This is a genomic window from Flavicella marina (genome assembly GCF_009193215.1).
In the GTDB taxonomy this organism is placed as follows: domain Bacteria; phylum Bacteroidota; class Bacteroidia; order Flavobacteriales; family Flavobacteriaceae; genus Flavicella; species Flavicella marina.
The window spans coordinates 188,987-204,353 of the sequence record NZ_VYVA01000004.1; the positions used below are offsets into that span (position 1 = coordinate 188,987).

The window sequence follows — 15,367 nt, forward strand, 5'->3', positions numbered from 1 at the left end:
GCTATAAGAAATAAAAAAAATGTTTAGCAAAGACGAAGCTGCAGTATTAAGAAAACACTTTTGGACAAGCTATGGGAAATCATTTCCTAGAAAATGGCTTTTGTACAATACTAAAATCAAAGGATTTGGTTTTAAATTTTACGCGGATAATAAAACCGCAATGGTTGTACTGGATATTGAACCCAACAGTGAAACCAAAAGAGAATTACTATACCAACAAGTTGCCGCTTTGAAAACTGTCACCGAAGAGACCTACTTACCTGAAGTAATTTTTGACGAAAACCATCGCTTAGATTCAGGAAAGATAATCTCAAGAATTTATGTACAACTCGATGAGAAATTTAGTATTTACAATAAAAACACTTGGGGAGTTGCATTTGATTTTTTCAACAAAAACATGACGCAATTTGAGCTTTGGTTTTACGAGTTTGAAGACTTTATTAAACAAGCAGATATATAATATTTAGAAAACACCACTTCAAGAATTATTCTAGAATAAACAGTATCTTTGATTACAGACAACGATAGATCTTATGAAAAAAGCAGTATTTCCTGGTTCTTTTGACCCAATTACGAATGGACATGTAGACATCATTAATAGAGCCTTGCCTTTATTTGATGAAATTGTAATTGCAATTGGTATCAATGCCGACAAGAAATATATGTTTTCACTAGAAGAAAGAACTGAATTCATAAAAAAAACATTCACAAACGAAGCGAAAATCTCTATAAGTACTTACCAGGGCTTAACCGTTGATTACTGTAAAAGCATCCATGCAGATTTTATTTTAAGAGGATTGAGAAACCCTGCGGATTTTGAATTCGAAAAAGCCATTGCAATAGCAAACAGAAAACTATCTGGAATAGAAACTGTATTTCTACTTACAAGCGCAGAAACATCATACATCAGCTCTAGTATTGTTCGTGACATTATTAGAAACAGTGGAGATGCAAGTATATTGGTTCCGAAAAGTGTTCTAGAATAAATTTACACCAGTGTAAATAGAAACATGGCATACAAGCCAAATCGAACAAAACGAAACAGTCCTAAATACAATACCCATTTAAAAGGGTAACTAGTAATTCCACAAATCATTAATACAATGGAAAAAGGAACAGGTAGCAAAGCCGAAATCACTACGAAAAAGCCTCCCCATTTTTTCAAATTTTTAAACAACTCGGCATACTTTCGAGTAACCCATTCATGTATCTTTGGAATATGGATCAATTTAGCTCCAATAAAATAAGAAATCAACCCACCAATATAAGACAAACCTGCTAATAAGAACGTCAACAACCAAGGATTTACTCCAATATCATCCCCTAATTCTTTTGTCCATACTATAAAAAAATCTGGTGGCAACAATCCTAAAAAAGATTCGGAAAACACAAAGATTACAAAGACCATCCATGCATCTACCGTATCAACAATTAGTGCAAAAACCTCTTTTAAAGTTATTACAAACTTTTCAAGTAAAAACATCGCCCCAAAAAAGACTGCCAACACCAAGCCAAGCTTTAACAGATTTCTTCCTAGAAACTGAAATAACCCAGACCTATTTAAGTATTGATAATATAAATTTAGGTATCGTTGCATATTCAATTACTTTGCATGTATTCCTTTGGTAAATCTTTCAGGATCTGCAGCCAAATGATAGCGAGGGTCATCGATATCATGAATAATCAATTCATTGAACTTTTCATCACCTTTGGTAAGCAATATCTTACACTCTTCACTAAGATGTTTTAATTTTATTGATTTACCTGCTTCTTCGTATTTACCAACAATATTAGAAATCGCCTCAATAGCCGAATGATCACTTACTCTAGACTCTACGAAATCAATTTCTACTTTTTCTGGATCATTCTTAACATCAAATTTCTCTAAAAAGCCAGAAACCGAACCAAAGAATAACGGCCCCCAAATTTCGTAAGTTTTCGTACCATCTTCTTGCATACGTTTACGAGCTCTAATTTTTGTAGCATTCTCCCAAGCAAATACCAAAGCAGAAATTATCACCCCTACAAACACCGCAATTGCCAAATCAAAAAACACCGTAACTGCTGATACAATTATCAATACCACGGCATCCGCAACCGGAATTTTTCTTAAGATTCTAAAACTTGACCATGCAAATGTTTCGATCACCATCATAAACATTACACCCACCAATGCAGCGATTGGCACCTGCTCAATATATTTATCAGTAAACAATATAAAAGTTAGTAACGTCAACGCCATCATAATACCAGACAAGCGGCCTCTACCACCTGCATTGATATTGATTACTGTTTGACCAATCATACCACAACCACCTGTTCCACCGAACAAACCACTTACGATATTACCAGCACCTTGAGCGACACACTCTCTATTTCCATTCCCTCTAGTTTCTGTCAAATCATCTACTAAATTCATAGTCATAAGAGACTCTATCAATCCAACTGATGCTGCCAAAAATGCATATGGAAGAATAAATTTAAAGGTATCTAAATTAAAAGGAAGGTTTTGCCAAAGTTCTTTATTTGGTGTAGGAAACTCTCCTTTTAAACCATCACCACCACCTTCAATAATATAAGAACCAACTGTACTAACATCTAAACCACCAAAGATTACGATTGCAGTTGTCACCAAAATAGCAGTCAAAGCAGCTGGAATTTTAGTAGTAACTTTGGGTAACAACCAAATAATAGCCATTGTTAAACCTACCAAGCCAAGCATGGTATATAATTCTGCTCCTTGCATTGGTATATTCAAGTATTGCTTTACTCCATCTGCTGCGATGCTCATTTCTTTATGAGAAAACATACGAACTTGAGCCATGAAAATCACAATTGCCAAACCATTTACAAACCCCATCATTACTGGATGTGGTATCAAACGAACAAAGCGACCAAGTTTTAATACTCCTGCCCCTATCTGAATAACTCCCATCAATACAACGGCAGCTAACAAATAATAATATCCCATGTTCTCGATTGGCTGATCAAACAACATTCCTTTAGAATGCCCTTCAGAAATCATATGCACAAAAATTACAGCTACAGCACCTGCCGCACCAGAAATCAAACCGGGTCTACCACCAAAAACAGCGGTGATCAATCCTATCATAAATGCACCTGAAAGTGCAACCAAAGGATCAATTTGTGCCACAAAAGCAAATGCTACAACTTCGGGAATCATTGCCAATGAAACCGTAATTCCTGCGAAAATATCATCTTTCGGGTTCTGTGCTATTTTTCTAATAAAACTTGTCATTTCTCTGTCATTTTTTGAATTGCAAAAGTACAGCAATTATTTACATTGACAATGTCTAAGTTTTAAAAACAAAGCACTAGTAATTTCAAGTGTTCGTCGACCATAGACAACCACAATTTTTAATAAAACTAAAACAGCAATTTTATGTTAGGGTACGTATTTTTCAATGCCAAATCAATATCCAAGCTGTTTTTAAAACAAACATTGGTTATTCCTTCTTCTGTTTGTGGAATCAACTCCCCTTCAAATTCAGTTTTCATTTCAAACCAATAGGTGACCTTTAAGCGTAACTCCTCATTATAAGAAAAAGCATGGTATGTGGTTTCTAAACGTTTCACAACACTCAAACCTTCAATACCGCATTCTTCTTCAACCTCTCTCACTGCAGCAACTTCTCTTTTTTCGCCTTTTTCAATATGTCCTTTTGGTAAATCCCACTTATCGAATCGATATATAAACAAAATTTCACTTTTTGAATTATACACTTTACCACCAGCTGCTTCAATAACTCTGAAGTTTTCTTGAAAACGTGACCAATCTTTTGCTAAATTACTTGACTGTAAATAAACGCCATGCACTGAAGATTCTAACAAGCGCTCTTGAAGTTTATCAAAATTAATAGCATCAAAATTATAGACTTCAAAATTATTTGATTCTTCGATAGATTCTGTAATGATAATTGGCTTATCATTCATAAAAACTTTATACATTTGCATCATGATTTTGAACAAAGATACAGCAAATGCTACAGCCAAATTGCTTTTACAGATCAAAGCAATAAAATTAGAACCCAAAGAACCTTTTACTTGGGCATCAGGATGGAAATCTCCTATCTATTGTGACAATAGAATAACGCTTTCTTACCCACCTATACGTAATTTCTTGAAAGAAAACATGGCAAAAACCATTGTAGAGAAATATGGTAAACCAGATGTAATTGCTGGTGTTGCTACAGGAGCAATTGCTATAGGCGTATTGGTAGCACAAGAGCTTGGAGTACCATTTGTTTATGTGAGACCGGAAGCTAAAAAACACGGACGTCAAAATCAGATTGAAGGGTTTTTAGAAACAGGAAGCAACGTTGTTGTGGTTGAAGATTTAATTAGTACAGGTAAAAGTAGTTTACTTGCTGTCGATGCATTAAATGCCGCAGATGTAAACATCAAAGGAATGATTGCTATTTTCACATATGGATTTGATGTTGCTGCTGAAAATTTCAAAAATGCCAATGTAGACCTAACAACATTAAGCAATTACGACCATCTACTTGAGCAAGCTCACAAAGACAATTATATTTCTAAAAAGGAATTAGACACTTTATCTGAATGGAGAGAATCTCCAAGTACTTGGAATCAATAACAACATTAAACGATTTTTATGAAATTAGAAAGTAGAAAAGTCGGAGTATCTAAATCAGCCTCTTCTGTTTATACCACATTAGAAAACTTAGCCTCATACGAGGGATTGATGCCAGAGAGTATAGAGAAATTTGAAATCGATGGTGATTCATTTATTTTTGGGTTGAAAGGAATGCCAGAAATCAGATTGGTATTAAAAGAAAAAACTCCTAGTTCAAAAATTGTGTTGGGTGCTGCAAGTAGCAAGATGCCTTTCACGCTAGAAGTAGTGATTGACGAAGTTAACGAGCAGTCTTCTGAAGTTCAAATGTTTTTTGAAGGAACTTTCAATCCTATGGTTAGCATGATGGTGAAAAAACCGTTAACAAAATTTATTGAAACATTGATCGATAATATCGAAAAATTATAAATTTAATCGGACTTATCGAAGTAGTTTTATTTCCTTAAGTCCGAATTCTTGAATACTTTCATCTTGCATTTCTAATTGCAAATCACCAACTGAATTCACTCCCACAATCTTTCCCATAAACACTTGACCTGACGTATTTTCATACATCGCAGGCTCTTGATATTTATACAATACCGAAAGATATCTTTCTTTCAATTTTTGATAATTCTGGGGTGTACATAAAACTATTTCATTCTTCAAATTCTCAAGAAGCGATGTAAATAACACCTCTTTATCAACATCTATTTTAAGATGTTTTTTCATTGAAGTGACTTTACCAATAGCGCTGGAAAATTTAGTTTGATTCACATTCAAGCCTATACCAATAATACTATTCCGTAACATTTTTTTATCAATGGTGTTTTCAATCAAAATACCTCCTAATTTTCCTTTCTCTGACAAAATGTCGTTCGGCCACTTGACAGATAACTTAGGTAAATCATATGCCGATAAAGTGGCATAAACAGCGATTGAAACGGCAAGATTTAAATATAATACATCTTTAAGCAACATAGACAAATCTTTAACAAAAACGCTGCACATAAGGTTTTTACCAGCTTCCGAACTCCAACTAGCTCCCATCTGCCCTCTACCCTTAAATTGATTCTCTGCACTAACGACCGTAAAGTTTTTCACACTGCCATTTAATGCCAAATCTTTCAAAAAAGTATTGGTAGACTCAATGGCATCAAGTTTGATTATATGCATTTGTAAAATATAGTAAGAAACAAGGTTGTGTTTCGTGATTAGTTACGGAAAAAACAATAACTTTGCTACAAATTAAACAAAATTTAATGTCTAAAAAAAATATAAGTACCGACGAGTTAATTTCAACAATTATCAAAGGAATTGACGAGGTAAAAGGAGAAGATATTCAACTACTAGACCTGAGAGATATTGACAATACTGTTTGTGATTATTTTGTTATCTGTTCAGGTAATTCAAATACACAAGTAAAAGCGATTTCAAATTCTGTACAAAAAATTGTCGGAAAAGAAGCGCAAGAAAAAGCATGGCATGTTGAAGGAGAATCTGTTGCAGAATGGGTTTTAATCGATTATGTGAACGTTGTTGTACATGTTTTTCAAAAACAAATTAGAGAATTTTATGATATTGAAGGATTGTGGGGCGATGCCAAAACTACAACTATATCAACATCAAATTAATTCTTAATCTTTAGATTTACCTCACTATGTCATCAAACAATAAAAAAGATAAAAAAAACATCATCAAAGATTCAAACTTCAAACCTAAATTCAATTTTTACTGGGTTTATGGAGCTCTTTTTGTTTTATTTGTTGTGTTTCAATTTTTCAACAGTGAAAACTTAACTCAAAAAGAGATTTCTCAAAATAAGTTTGAGTCAATTCTAGAAAGCAATGACATTTCTAAAATCGTTATTCTTAACAGAAATATAGCACAGTTATATATTAAAGAAGAGGCGCTATCAAAAGATCCTTACAGTAAAATAACATCTTCTAGTTTGTTCAATAAAAATGCTCCAATGTTTGAATACAACTTTGGTGATTTGCAAAATTTTGAAAAAAAATTAGAAGAAGCCAAAGTGGCTAATAACCTAGATTTTGACAAAAGAAATGATGAACAAACAGATTTGTTTGATTCTATCTTATCTTATTTACCATTTATCTTTTTAATTGGTTTATGGATCTTCTTTATGCGAAGAATGTCTGGAGGTGGTGCTGCAGGTGGTGCAGGTGGTCAGATATTTAATATTGGTAAATCGAAAGCGAAGTTATTCGACGAAAATCAAAAAGTAAAAGTAACATTTAAAGATGTTGCTGGTTTAGAAGGCGCAAAAGAAGAAGTTCAAGAAATTGTAGATTTTTTAAAGACACCGGAAAAATATACATCATTAGGAGGTAAAATTCCTAAAGGAGCCTTGTTAGTCGGATCTCCAGGTACTGGTAAAACCTTATTAGCAAAAGCAGTTGCTGGTGAAGCTGGTGTGCCTTTCTTTTCTTTATCTGGTTCAGATTTTGTTGAAATGTTTGTAGGAGTTGGTGCATCGCGTGTGAGAGACTTGTTCAAACAAGCACAACAAAAATCTCCATCTATTATTTTTATTGACGAGATAGATGCAATTGGTAGAGCTCGTGGAAAAAGCAATATGACAGGTGGAAATGATGAAAGAGAAAACACGTTGAACCAACTATTAACAGAAATGGATGGTTTTGGTACAGATTCTAACGTAATTGTTTTAGCTGCAACGAACAGAGCCGATGTTTTAGACAAGGCTTTGATGCGTGCTGGTCGTTTTGACAGACAAATCTTTGTTGATTTACCTGACTTAAATGAACGTAAAGCAATTTTTGAAGTACATATGAAACCTTTAAAATTAGGTAAAGATGTAAATGCTGAATTCTTATCACAACAAACTCCTGGATTTTCTGGGGCAGATATTGCCAACCTTTGTAATGAAGCTGCCTTGATTGCTGCTCGTAAAGGCAATAATGAAATACACAATCAAGATTTCTTGGATGCTGTGGATCGAATTGTTGGTGGTTTAGAAAAGAAGAATAAAATTATCTCAACAAAGGAGAAGAAAACTATTGCCTACCATGAAGCAGGACACGCTACTGCAAGTTGGATGCTTGAACATGCAGCTCCTTTGGTAAAAGTAACCATTGTTCCACGCGGACAATCATTAGGTGCTGCTTGGTATTTACCTGAAGAAAGAATGATTGTTCAAACAGAACAAATGCTCGATGAGATGTGTGCTACATTAGCTGGTAGAGCCGCTGAAAAAATAATGTTTGACAGAATATCTACAGGTGCTTTAAATGATTTAGAAAAAGTTACGAGACAAGCCAAAGCAATTGTAAGTGTTTATGGATTGAATGATAAAATTGGAAACATAACCTATTATGATTCTTCTGGACAAAGTGAATACAGCTTTTCAAAACCTTATAGCGAAGAGACCGCTAAAATTATCGATGAAGAAATTTCAAAAATTATCGAAACTCAATACCAACGAGCTATTGATATTTTAACTGAAAACAAAGACAAACTGGTAACTTTAGCCGAAAAACTACTTGAAAAAGAAGTGATATTCAAAGATGATTTGATTGAAATCTTCGGAAAAAGACCGTTTGAAACTGAGTTAGAATCGAAAAAAACTGAAGAAACTCCGATTACGATAGAAACAAGTGTTGTTGAAGATACTTCAGAAGAGACAGAACAAATCGAAGGTAAAACTGACGTAGCTAAGTAACATTAGCTACTGGGTAGTATAGAGAATGAATTTTTTTAAAAAGCTTTTTTCCAACAAATCAGAAGGTCCTAAAGAAAAAGATAGCATCCAAAAGCAGGAAGTTAATTTATCTTTAGACGATTTGTTTGTGCATCACTTTATTAATAAAGGCGGTAAGTTTTTATACTGTACGTCAAAAGAGGAATTGATTGATAATTTAACAGGAATTCTCGATGAAAATCAATGGAAAAACATCACCTGTTTAGACGAAACGAACCTCGCTACTTTTACAGATGCTTTGGCGATTGACATATCATTTGATATCAACAACCCCGCTCCGATTTTCAGTTCTTGCGAACATATCATCTCTGATAATGGAAGTATTTTATTCTCTTCCAACCAATTGAAAGAAAAAAAGCTACACGAATTATCTAATGATTTTATCGTGTTTGCCAAAACTAGTCAGCTGGTTAAAGACATGGGACAAGGTCTTACAGGAATAAAAAATAATTACAAAGACAACATCCCAACAAACATCAGTGCTGTAAAAAACTACAAGCCTGAAGAGGATGAAGAAAATTTCATTTCTACTCCAAATAGTAATTCAAAAAATTTATATTTACTTTTATTTGAAGACCTATAACCTATGAACAATATGCTTACGCGAGCAATTTCTGGTGCTATATTTGTATCGATACTTGTTTTTTCAATATTATTTAGCCACCAAACATTTATTGGGTTATTTTTTATACTTATGCTGGCAAGTTTGTATGAATTTTCAAAAATGCTTCGATTGCCTTTTAGCGAAGTTTATCTGGTGGGTATCTTTGCTTTTATCACTTCAGCTACTCCATTTCTAAACATCTCTAGTGATTTTACAACTGAGATAACCATACTCGCAATTTTGGCCGTATTTATAAAAAATTTATTTCGTCAAAATTCAAATTCAATCAATTCAATTGGTACATTTTTACTGTGCATCGCATATGCCTGTTTTGGTTATATTTTTATAATTAAAATCCCCTTTACTAACGCACTAGGCACCTATCAAGGTTCACTGATATTGGCGGTTTTTATATTGATCTGGGTCAGTGATACATTCGCGTATATAACTGGAGTTAGTATTGGAAAAACAAAATTATTAGAGCGAATTTCACCAAAAAAAACCATTGAAGGATTTGCTGGAGGTGTCATTGCCACTTTAGTTGCAGCCTATATTATTGCCCTATACAACAACATACTCACTCCTATCCAATGGATTGGCTTAGGAGCTATAGTTAGTATATTTGGTGTATTGGGAGATTTGATAGCTTCTATGTTTAAAAGAGAAACGGGCATCAAAGATACCGGAAAAATTATTCCAGGTCACGGAGGCATTATAGATCGATTAGATAGTATTATCTTTGCGGCACCATTTATCTATTTTTATTTAAAATTTATTACAGAACATGTTTCATAAAGAAGGAAATACGAGTATTGCAATTGCTGCAGTTGTGGTTACAGCTGGTTATTTATTAGTTGACAAATTTGTTACAATAAACTGGTTACAGTACCTACTCTACTTTGCATTACTATTCTTACTCGTTATCATTTTACAATTTTTCAGAAACCCTTCTAGAAACACGAGTATAGGTGACAATCACGTGGTGTCTCCTGTAGATGGTAAAGTTGTTGTAATCGAAGAAGTTTTCGAACCTGAATATTTTAAAGACAAAAGAATTCAAGTTTCAATTTTTATGTCTCCTTTAAATGTTCATGTTACTAGATATGCTTTGAGTGGTATTGTAAAATTTAGCAAATACCACCCAGGAAAATATCTAGTTGCCTGGCACCCAAAAGCTTCAGAAGAAAACGAAAGAACTACAGTTGTTGTAGAAAACCCCATTTTTGGTGAAGTTCTCTACCGACAAATTGCAGGAGCCCTTGCTAGACGTATTGTAAATTACGCAAAAAAAGACATGCAAGTCGTTCAAGGTACCGATGCCGGATTTATAAAATTTGGTTCAAGAGTAGATTTATTCTTACCTTTAAATTCTAATATCAAAGTAGAATTAAACGACGTAGTAAAAGGTGCTGAAAACATCATTGCTACCATTTAAAAAAAATTGAAATGAGTGTAGATAAAAAACTTGATGAAGAGTTTGAAAAAGCATTCGAGAAGGCATCTGCAATGAAAACTCCATTACCACAAGATGTAATGCTATTGTTTTATGCTTATTACAAACAAGCTACTGCCGGAGATAATTTTTCTTTCAATGCCAATTTTGATGTTAGAAATGCTTTTAAATTCAACGCTTGGATGCAATTAAAAGGGATCAGCTCTGATGAAGCGAAAAGAAAATACATAGAACTTGTAAACAAACACTCAAAATAATTATGAAAAAAATAATTCTTATTGCTAGCCTAATCGTAGTTGCATTCAGTTCAACTTCGTGTAAGAAAAAAGCGAAGAAAGATGCTGCAGCGAAACAAGAAATAACGATTGATGCTTCAAAAACAGTGGTAAACTGGACTGCCTACAAAACCACTCAAAAAGTACCCGTTAAAGGTCAGTTCCAAAAGCTTATTATTACAAAAAACGGTAGTGGTAACACTCCTAGTGATGCATTGAATGGAACTGAATTTTCTATTCCTGTAAGTAGTATTTTTTCAAACAATCCAGATAGAGATCATAAACTAAAAACATTATTTTTTGGTGTTATGAAAAATGCAGAAGTATTGTCTGGAACCATTCATATAGAAAACAACAACGCTGGTTTTGTTGATTTCAACATGAATGGAGTAATTGAAAAATTACCATTTTCATATACGCAAAACGGAAGTACTTTAGAAATCCAATCAGTGATGCATACAGATACATGGCAAGCACAAGCTGCCATAGAATCTATAAACAAAGCATGTTTTGAATTACACAAAGGACCCGATGGTGTAAGCAAAACTTGGAGTGATGTAGGAATCAATATTTCCGTAGCATTCAAATAATCAAGTAACTGAAACAAACACAACGCTCAATCGAAATGATTGAGCGTTTTTTTTCACAAAAATAAAACTCCAAACAAATAGGTAAATATCGGCACTGCCTCTACCCAAAAAGATGCGTAATACTTTGACTGGTTTGGTTTTGAAAAAAATAAAAATAACGATGCTAAAATTGTTCCAAACAACATAATAACAGCTGTCTTATAAAAATAATGCAATTGTAAAAACGCGATGATTAGAGTGATACTAAAACCCAATATTTTTGAATAATTCAAGCCTAACCATTGCGGTATTGTCTTGAGGCCATTGTCATCAAAATTGACATCTCTAATATCAAATGGTAAGGTTAGCAGAAATACAAATAAAAACTGAAGACGAAAAAATAATATAGCAAGGCTACCCAATTCCATACCATGAACCTGTATTGGAAAAAACACAACAACTCCTGACCACGAAATAGCAATACAGAATATTTTAAAACCAGGAATTTTTCGAAAAGAATATGTTGTTCCCTTCCATTTTAATACTGGTAACATGTACAACAATGTGGCAACTCCAAATGGGATTAAAACAAGTAACGCCTGTATGTTAAACTGAAAAACCAAATACACAAAAGCAATACCAACAAGCACATTTATCCAGAGCAAGATGGTTTTATTTAGAGAAAACCAAGCATACAAATGATTTTGTAGATCTTTGTTTTTATACTTCACATATCGAATAAAATTGTACGATAAAATTGTAGCGAGAGCTAAAAAAAGACTACTCTTCCCTGGAGAAAAATCAAAATACAATCCCGTAATTTGTGCCATAGACCATACCGAAAGGGCTACATGGATATTACCATGAATATAAAATTCAAAAAGAGACTTTATTTTTTTCACGATTCAAAAATAACGCTTTATTTATTTGAGCTTATACCTATCTGATTGAAATTAGAAAAAAGATTTATTTTCTTTTTTGTTGATAAACTTGCTAATTCGTTAACAAAACTATTTCTCTAAATAATTTTTATGCCTGAATAATAATTATTTTTGCCACTCAAAACTCACTCATAATTCATATAGTTTCAGAATGAAAACAGATTCTTTTGTATTGAGACATGTTGGCCCAAGGGGAAATGATGCTCAAGAAATGTTAGCAACTATCGGCCTAAATTCGATAGACGAATTGATAAAAAAAACAGTTCCGAATGACATTTTACTTCGTAAAGATTTAGATTTAAACTCCGCGATGAGTGAACAAGAATATCTGTCTCATATTCAAGAACTCTCAATAAAAAACAAATTATTTAAGAACTATATTGGTCTTGGCTATCACCCAACCATTACACCAGGAGTAATTCAAAGAAATATTCTAGAGAACCCAGGTTGGTATACTGCCTACACTCCTTACCAAGCTGAAATTGCTCAAGGAAGATTAGAAGCTTTATTAAACTACCAAACGATGGTTGCTGAGTTAACCGGAATGGAACTAGCAAATGCTTCTTTACTAGACGAAGGTACTGCTGCTGCAGAAGCCATGATAATGCTTTACAACACAAGAACAAGAGCTCAAAAGAAAAATAACTCTTTGCATTTCTTTGTTTCTGAAAATGTTTTACCTCAGACGATCGAATTGTTAAAAACTCGTGCTACTCCATTAGGAATCATATTAATAATCGGAGAAGATTCTGAACAAGATTTCACATCTGATTATTTTGGAACATTGGTGCAATACCCTGGTAAAAACGGACGAGTTATCGACTATTCAGAGTTTGTAAAAAAAGCAAACGAAAATGACGTTCGAGTAGCAGTTGCTGCAGATTTATTAAGCTTAGCTATCTTGACTCCTCCGGGAGAATGGGGCGCTGACGTTGTGATAGGAACCACACAACGATTCGGAATACCTATGGGTTATGGAGGTCCGCATGCAGCATATTTTGCTACCAAAGAAGCTTACAAACGAAGTATTCCAGGTCGAATCATTGGAGTAACTAAAGATGCCAACGGAAATCGTGCTTTAAGAATGGCACTGCAAACCAGAGAGCAACATATTAAAAGAGAGAAAGCAACATCTAATATTTGCACAGCGCAAGTATTACTAGCTGTAATGGCTGGTATGTACGGTGTATATCACGGTCCAAATGGCCTGAAATACATTGCAAATAAAATCCATCAGCTGGCATATACTCTGCATGACGAGTTGACCAAACTAGGCATCTTGCAAATCAATAAAACTTTTTTTGACACGTTAAATGTAAAAGTTTCCAATCTTGAAAAAATAAAAGAAAACGCAGAACTTTTACATGTCAACTTTTATTACACAAATAAAGATACTGTTAGTATTTCATTAAATGAAACCACAACTTTATCAGACATCAATGAAATTGTAAAAATTATTGCAAAAGCAGAAAATAAAGTTTTTACTGAAGTTGTTGCCATTAACCCGCAAATTACAATTCCGCAAAATCTATCAAGAACTACGAGTTTTTTAGAAAACCCTGTCTTTAATAGCTATCATTCTGAAACAGAAATGATGCGATATATAAAGAAATTAGAGCGCAAAGACCTTTCTTTGAACCATTCAATGATTTCATTAGGTTCATGTACTATGAAATTGAATGCTGCCTCAGAAATGTTCCCTTTGAGTTGGGCAAACTGGGCCAACATTCATCCTTTCGTACCAATTGAACAAGCAGATGGTTACCAAGAAGTTTTTAGACAACTTGAAGAGGATTTAAATGAAATTACTGGTTTTTATGCAACTTCTTTACAACCGAATTCGGGTGCACAAGGTGAGTATGCAGGCTTGTTAGTTATAAAAGCATACCATGAAGCAAATGGCGATCATCACAGAAATATCTGTTTGATTCCTTCTTCAGCACACGGAACCAACCCTGCTTCGGCCGTAATGGCAGGTATGAAGGTTGTGGTTACCAAAGCCACAGAAGAAGGGAATATAGATTTTGATGATCTTAAAGAGAAAGCGCTTTTACACAAAGACAATTTAGCAGCTTTGATGGTTACTTACCCATCAACACATGGTGTTTTTGAAAGTGGGATTAAAGAGATCACAGATTTAATACACGAAAACGGTGGACAAGTATATATGGATGGTGCCAATATGAATGCACAAGTAGGAATTACAAACCCAGCAACAATTGGCGCTGATGTTTGTCACTTAAATCTACACAAAACATTTGCCATCCCTCACGGTGGTGGTGGACCAGGTGTTGGACCGATATGTGTAGTAGAGCACTTGGCTCCATTTTTACCTTCTAACCCAGTTATTCCTACAGGAGGAAAAAGTCCAATCACTCCTATCTCATCAGCTCCTTGGGGATCTGCCTTAGTATTATTAATATCTTACGGATATATAAAAATGCTAGGATCAAAAGGATTGAAAACCGCAACTGAAACCGCAATACTAAATGCTAATTACATGAAAAAACATTTAGAAAGCAGTTATAATATCTTATATACAGGTGAAAACGGATTCTGTGCACATGAAATGATTGTTGATTTTAGAGAATTCAAAGCAAAAGGAATTGAAGTTGTCGATATTGCAAAAAGACTAATGGATTATGGTTACCACGCTCCTACTGTATCATTCCCTGTTGCAGGTACCTTAATGATTGAGCCTACTGAATCTGAATCCAAAGCAGAAATCGATAATTTTATTGATGCCATGTTGCATATCAAAAAAGAAATCGATGCGCAAGAAAGTCACGATACTTCCTCCGTATTGAAAAACGCGCCACATACGCAACAAATGCTTACAAATGATAATTGGGATTTTTCTTATTCAAGAAAAGAAGCGGCATTTCCTATGGATTCGATTCAAGAAAATAAATTTTGGCCATCTGTAAGACGTGTTGATGACGCCTTCGGAGATCGAAATTTAATATGTTCATGCACCCCGATTGAAGAATATATGTAATTACAAGAATCAAAAATAAATTTACAACACCTGAAGAAATTCAGGTGTTTTTTTATTTTAAAATTATCAATGAAATAAGAATTTAAGTAAAAAAAACACAATAAATCTTCTACAAACGACCAATCAATTAAAAAATATCTCGAAAAACAGTAATTAAACTATCAATTACACATTTATAAATCTACATAAAA

The 15,367-nt window shown here is 33.9% G+C and carries 17 protein-coding genes; 12 read left to right on the top strand and 5 right to left on the bottom strand.

The window, feature by feature from the left end; genetic code table 11:
• Window positions 1-19 precede the first annotated feature (19 nt).
• Together F6P99_RS09895 and coaD are read left to right on the top strand one after the other, a co-directional pair.
• The gene (locus F6P99_RS09895; protein WP_152287316.1) at window positions 20-460 is read left to right on the top strand and encodes a DUF4268 domain-containing protein; all 441 of its coding nucleotides are present in this window, start codon (window positions 20-22) and stop codon (window positions 458-460) included.
• 73 nt (window positions 461-533) lie between these two features.
• Complete coding sequence (coaD, locus tag F6P99_RS09900; protein WP_152287317.1) at window positions 534-986, top strand: pantetheine-phosphate adenylyltransferase; 453 nt, start codon at window positions 534-536, stop codon at window positions 984-986.
• A 2-nt stretch (window positions 987-988) separates the two neighbouring features.
• Here the strand turns inward: coaD and F6P99_RS09905 are convergent, their stop codons facing one another.
• From F6P99_RS09905 to F6P99_RS09915, 3 genes are all read right to left on the bottom strand, one after another.
• Entirely contained in the window at window positions 989-1,597 is a 609-nt protein-coding gene (locus tag F6P99_RS09905; RefSeq protein WP_152287318.1) for a YqaA family protein, read from the bottom strand.
• Window positions 1,598-1,603: 6 nt separating this feature from the next.
• On the bottom strand, window positions 1,604-3,259 hold the full coding sequence (locus F6P99_RS09910) for a SulP family inorganic anion transporter (RefSeq protein WP_152287319.1): 1,656 nt from the start codon (window positions 3,257-3,259) through the stop codon (window positions 1,604-1,606).
• 128 nt (window positions 3,260-3,387) lie between these two features.
• Window positions 3,388-3,978: an NUDIX hydrolase gene (locus F6P99_RS09915; RefSeq protein WP_152287320.1), complete on the bottom strand. Its 591-nt coding sequence runs from the start codon at window positions 3,976-3,978 to the stop codon at window positions 3,388-3,390.
• On the opposite strand from F6P99_RS09915, the gene pyrE reads away from it, so the two are divergent.
• A complete protein-coding gene (gene pyrE, locus F6P99_RS09920; protein ID WP_152287321.1) occupies window positions 3,977-4,618 on the top strand; it encodes an orotate phosphoribosyltransferase in 642 nt (213 codons plus the stop codon). The genes F6P99_RS09915 and pyrE overlap by 2 nt on opposite strands.
• An 18-nt stretch (window positions 4,619-4,636) precedes the next feature.
• Window positions 4,637-5,026: an SRPBCC family protein gene (locus tag F6P99_RS09925; protein ID WP_152287322.1), complete on the top strand. Its 390-nt coding sequence runs from the start codon at window positions 4,637-4,639 to the stop codon at window positions 5,024-5,026.
• 12 nt (window positions 5,027-5,038) lie between these two features.
• On the opposite strand, the gene F6P99_RS09930 is transcribed toward F6P99_RS09925, so the two are convergent.
• Entirely contained in the window at window positions 5,039-5,773 is a 735-nt protein-coding gene (locus F6P99_RS09930; RefSeq protein WP_152287323.1) for a biotin--[acetyl-CoA-carboxylase] ligase, read from the bottom strand.
• Between the two features lie 86 nt (window positions 5,774-5,859).
• Between F6P99_RS09930 and rsfS the strand changes: the two genes are divergently transcribed.
• The 7 genes from rsfS to F6P99_RS09965 are packed head-to-tail and all read left to right on the top strand — an operon-like array spanning window position 5,860 to window position 11,258.
• Window positions 5,860-6,231 carry a ribosome silencing factor gene (rsfS, locus tag F6P99_RS09935; RefSeq protein WP_152287324.1) on the top strand — a complete coding sequence of 124 codons (372 nt, stop codon included), beginning with the start codon at window positions 5,860-5,862 and terminating at the stop codon, window positions 6,229-6,231.
• Between the two features lie 26 nt (window positions 6,232-6,257).
• On the top strand, window positions 6,258-8,297 hold the full coding sequence (gene ftsH / locus F6P99_RS09940; protein ID WP_152287325.1) for an ATP-dependent zinc metalloprotease FtsH: 2,040 nt from the start codon (window positions 6,258-6,260) through the stop codon (window positions 8,295-8,297).
• 25 nt (window positions 8,298-8,322) lie between these two features.
• Window positions 8,323-8,919, top strand: a complete 597-nt coding sequence (locus tag F6P99_RS09945) for a hypothetical protein (RefSeq protein WP_152287326.1) — start codon at window positions 8,323-8,325, stop codon at window positions 8,917-8,919.
• Window positions 8,920-8,922: 3 nt separating this feature from the next.
• Window positions 8,923-9,735: a phosphatidate cytidylyltransferase gene (locus F6P99_RS09950; RefSeq protein WP_152287327.1), complete on the top strand. Its 813-nt coding sequence runs from the start codon at window positions 8,923-8,925 to the stop codon at window positions 9,733-9,735.
• Window positions 9,725-10,375 carry a phosphatidylserine decarboxylase family protein gene (locus F6P99_RS09955; protein ID WP_152287328.1) on the top strand — a complete coding sequence of 217 codons (651 nt, stop codon included), beginning with the start codon at window positions 9,725-9,727 and terminating at the stop codon, window positions 10,373-10,375. The genes F6P99_RS09950 and F6P99_RS09955 overlap by 11 nt, the downstream gene beginning before the upstream one ends.
• 11 nt (window positions 10,376-10,386) lie before the next feature.
• Window positions 10,387-10,650 (top strand): acyl-CoA-binding protein, encoded by a 264-nt coding sequence (locus F6P99_RS09960; RefSeq protein WP_152287329.1) that lies wholly within the window; start codon window positions 10,387-10,389, stop codon window positions 10,648-10,650.
• A 2-nt stretch (window positions 10,651-10,652) separates the two neighbouring features.
• The gene (locus F6P99_RS09965) at window positions 10,653-11,258 is read left to right on the top strand and encodes a YceI family protein (protein WP_152287330.1); all 606 of its coding nucleotides are present in this window, start codon (window positions 10,653-10,655) and stop codon (window positions 11,256-11,258) included.
• 53 nt (window positions 11,259-11,311) lie between these two features.
• Here the strand turns inward: F6P99_RS09965 and F6P99_RS09970 are convergent, their stop codons facing one another.
• Window positions 11,312-12,139 (bottom strand): UbiA prenyltransferase family protein, encoded by an 828-nt coding sequence (locus F6P99_RS09970; RefSeq protein WP_152287331.1) that lies wholly within the window; start codon window positions 12,137-12,139, stop codon window positions 11,312-11,314.
• Between the two features lie 190 nt (window positions 12,140-12,329).
• Between F6P99_RS09970 and gcvP the strand changes: the two genes are divergently transcribed.
• Window positions 12,330-15,176: an aminomethyl-transferring glycine dehydrogenase gene (gene gcvP, locus F6P99_RS09975; protein ID WP_152287332.1), complete on the top strand. Its 2,847-nt coding sequence runs from the start codon at window positions 12,330-12,332 to the stop codon at window positions 15,174-15,176.
• The last annotated feature ends 191 nt before the right edge of the window (window positions 15,177-15,367 follow it).

What these genes read in the sequence shown, in the direction of transcription:
- F6P99_RS09895 (WP_152287316.1), top strand. Translation starts at nt 20, where the DNA reads ATGTTTAGCAAAGACGAAGCTGCAGTATTAAGAAAACACTTTTGGACA.
- coaD (WP_152287317.1), top strand. Translation starts at nt 534, where the DNA reads ATGAAAAAAGCAGTATTTCCTGGTTCTTTTGACCCAATTACGAATGGA.
- F6P99_RS09905 (WP_152287318.1), bottom strand. Translation starts at nt 1,597, where the DNA reads ATGCAACGATACCTAAATTTATATTATCAATACTTAAATAGGTCTGGG.
- F6P99_RS09910 (WP_152287319.1), bottom strand. Translation starts at nt 3,259, where the DNA reads ATGACAAGTTTTATTAGAAAAATAGCACAGAACCCGAAAGATGATATT.
- pyrE (WP_152287321.1), top strand. Translation starts at nt 3,977, where the DNA reads ATGATTTTGAACAAAGATACAGCAAATGCTACAGCCAAATTGCTTTTA.
- F6P99_RS09915 (WP_152287320.1), bottom strand. Translation starts at nt 3,978, where the DNA reads ATGATGCAAATGTATAAAGTTTTTATGAATGATAAGCCAATTATCATT.
- F6P99_RS09925 (WP_152287322.1), top strand. Translation starts at nt 4,637, where the DNA reads ATGAAATTAGAAAGTAGAAAAGTCGGAGTATCTAAATCAGCCTCTTCT.
- F6P99_RS09930 (WP_152287323.1), bottom strand. Translation starts at nt 5,773, where the DNA reads ATGCATATAATCAAACTTGATGCCATTGAGTCTACCAATACTTTTTTG.
- rsfS (WP_152287324.1), top strand. Translation starts at nt 5,860, where the DNA reads ATGTCTAAAAAAAATATAAGTACCGACGAGTTAATTTCAACAATTATC.
- ftsH (WP_152287325.1), top strand. Translation starts at nt 6,258, where the DNA reads ATGTCATCAAACAATAAAAAAGATAAAAAAAACATCATCAAAGATTCA.
- F6P99_RS09945 (WP_152287326.1), top strand. Translation starts at nt 8,323, where the DNA reads ATGAATTTTTTTAAAAAGCTTTTTTCCAACAAATCAGAAGGTCCTAAA.
- F6P99_RS09950 (WP_152287327.1), top strand. Translation starts at nt 8,923, where the DNA reads ATGAACAATATGCTTACGCGAGCAATTTCTGGTGCTATATTTGTATCG.
- F6P99_RS09955 (WP_152287328.1), top strand. Translation starts at nt 9,725, where the DNA reads ATGTTTCATAAAGAAGGAAATACGAGTATTGCAATTGCTGCAGTTGTG.
- F6P99_RS09960 (WP_152287329.1), top strand. Translation starts at nt 10,387, where the DNA reads ATGAGTGTAGATAAAAAACTTGATGAAGAGTTTGAAAAAGCATTCGAG.
- F6P99_RS09965 (WP_152287330.1), top strand. Translation starts at nt 10,653, where the DNA reads ATGAAAAAAATAATTCTTATTGCTAGCCTAATCGTAGTTGCATTCAGT.
- gcvP (WP_152287332.1), top strand. Translation starts at nt 12,330, where the DNA reads ATGAAAACAGATTCTTTTGTATTGAGACATGTTGGCCCAAGGGGAAAT.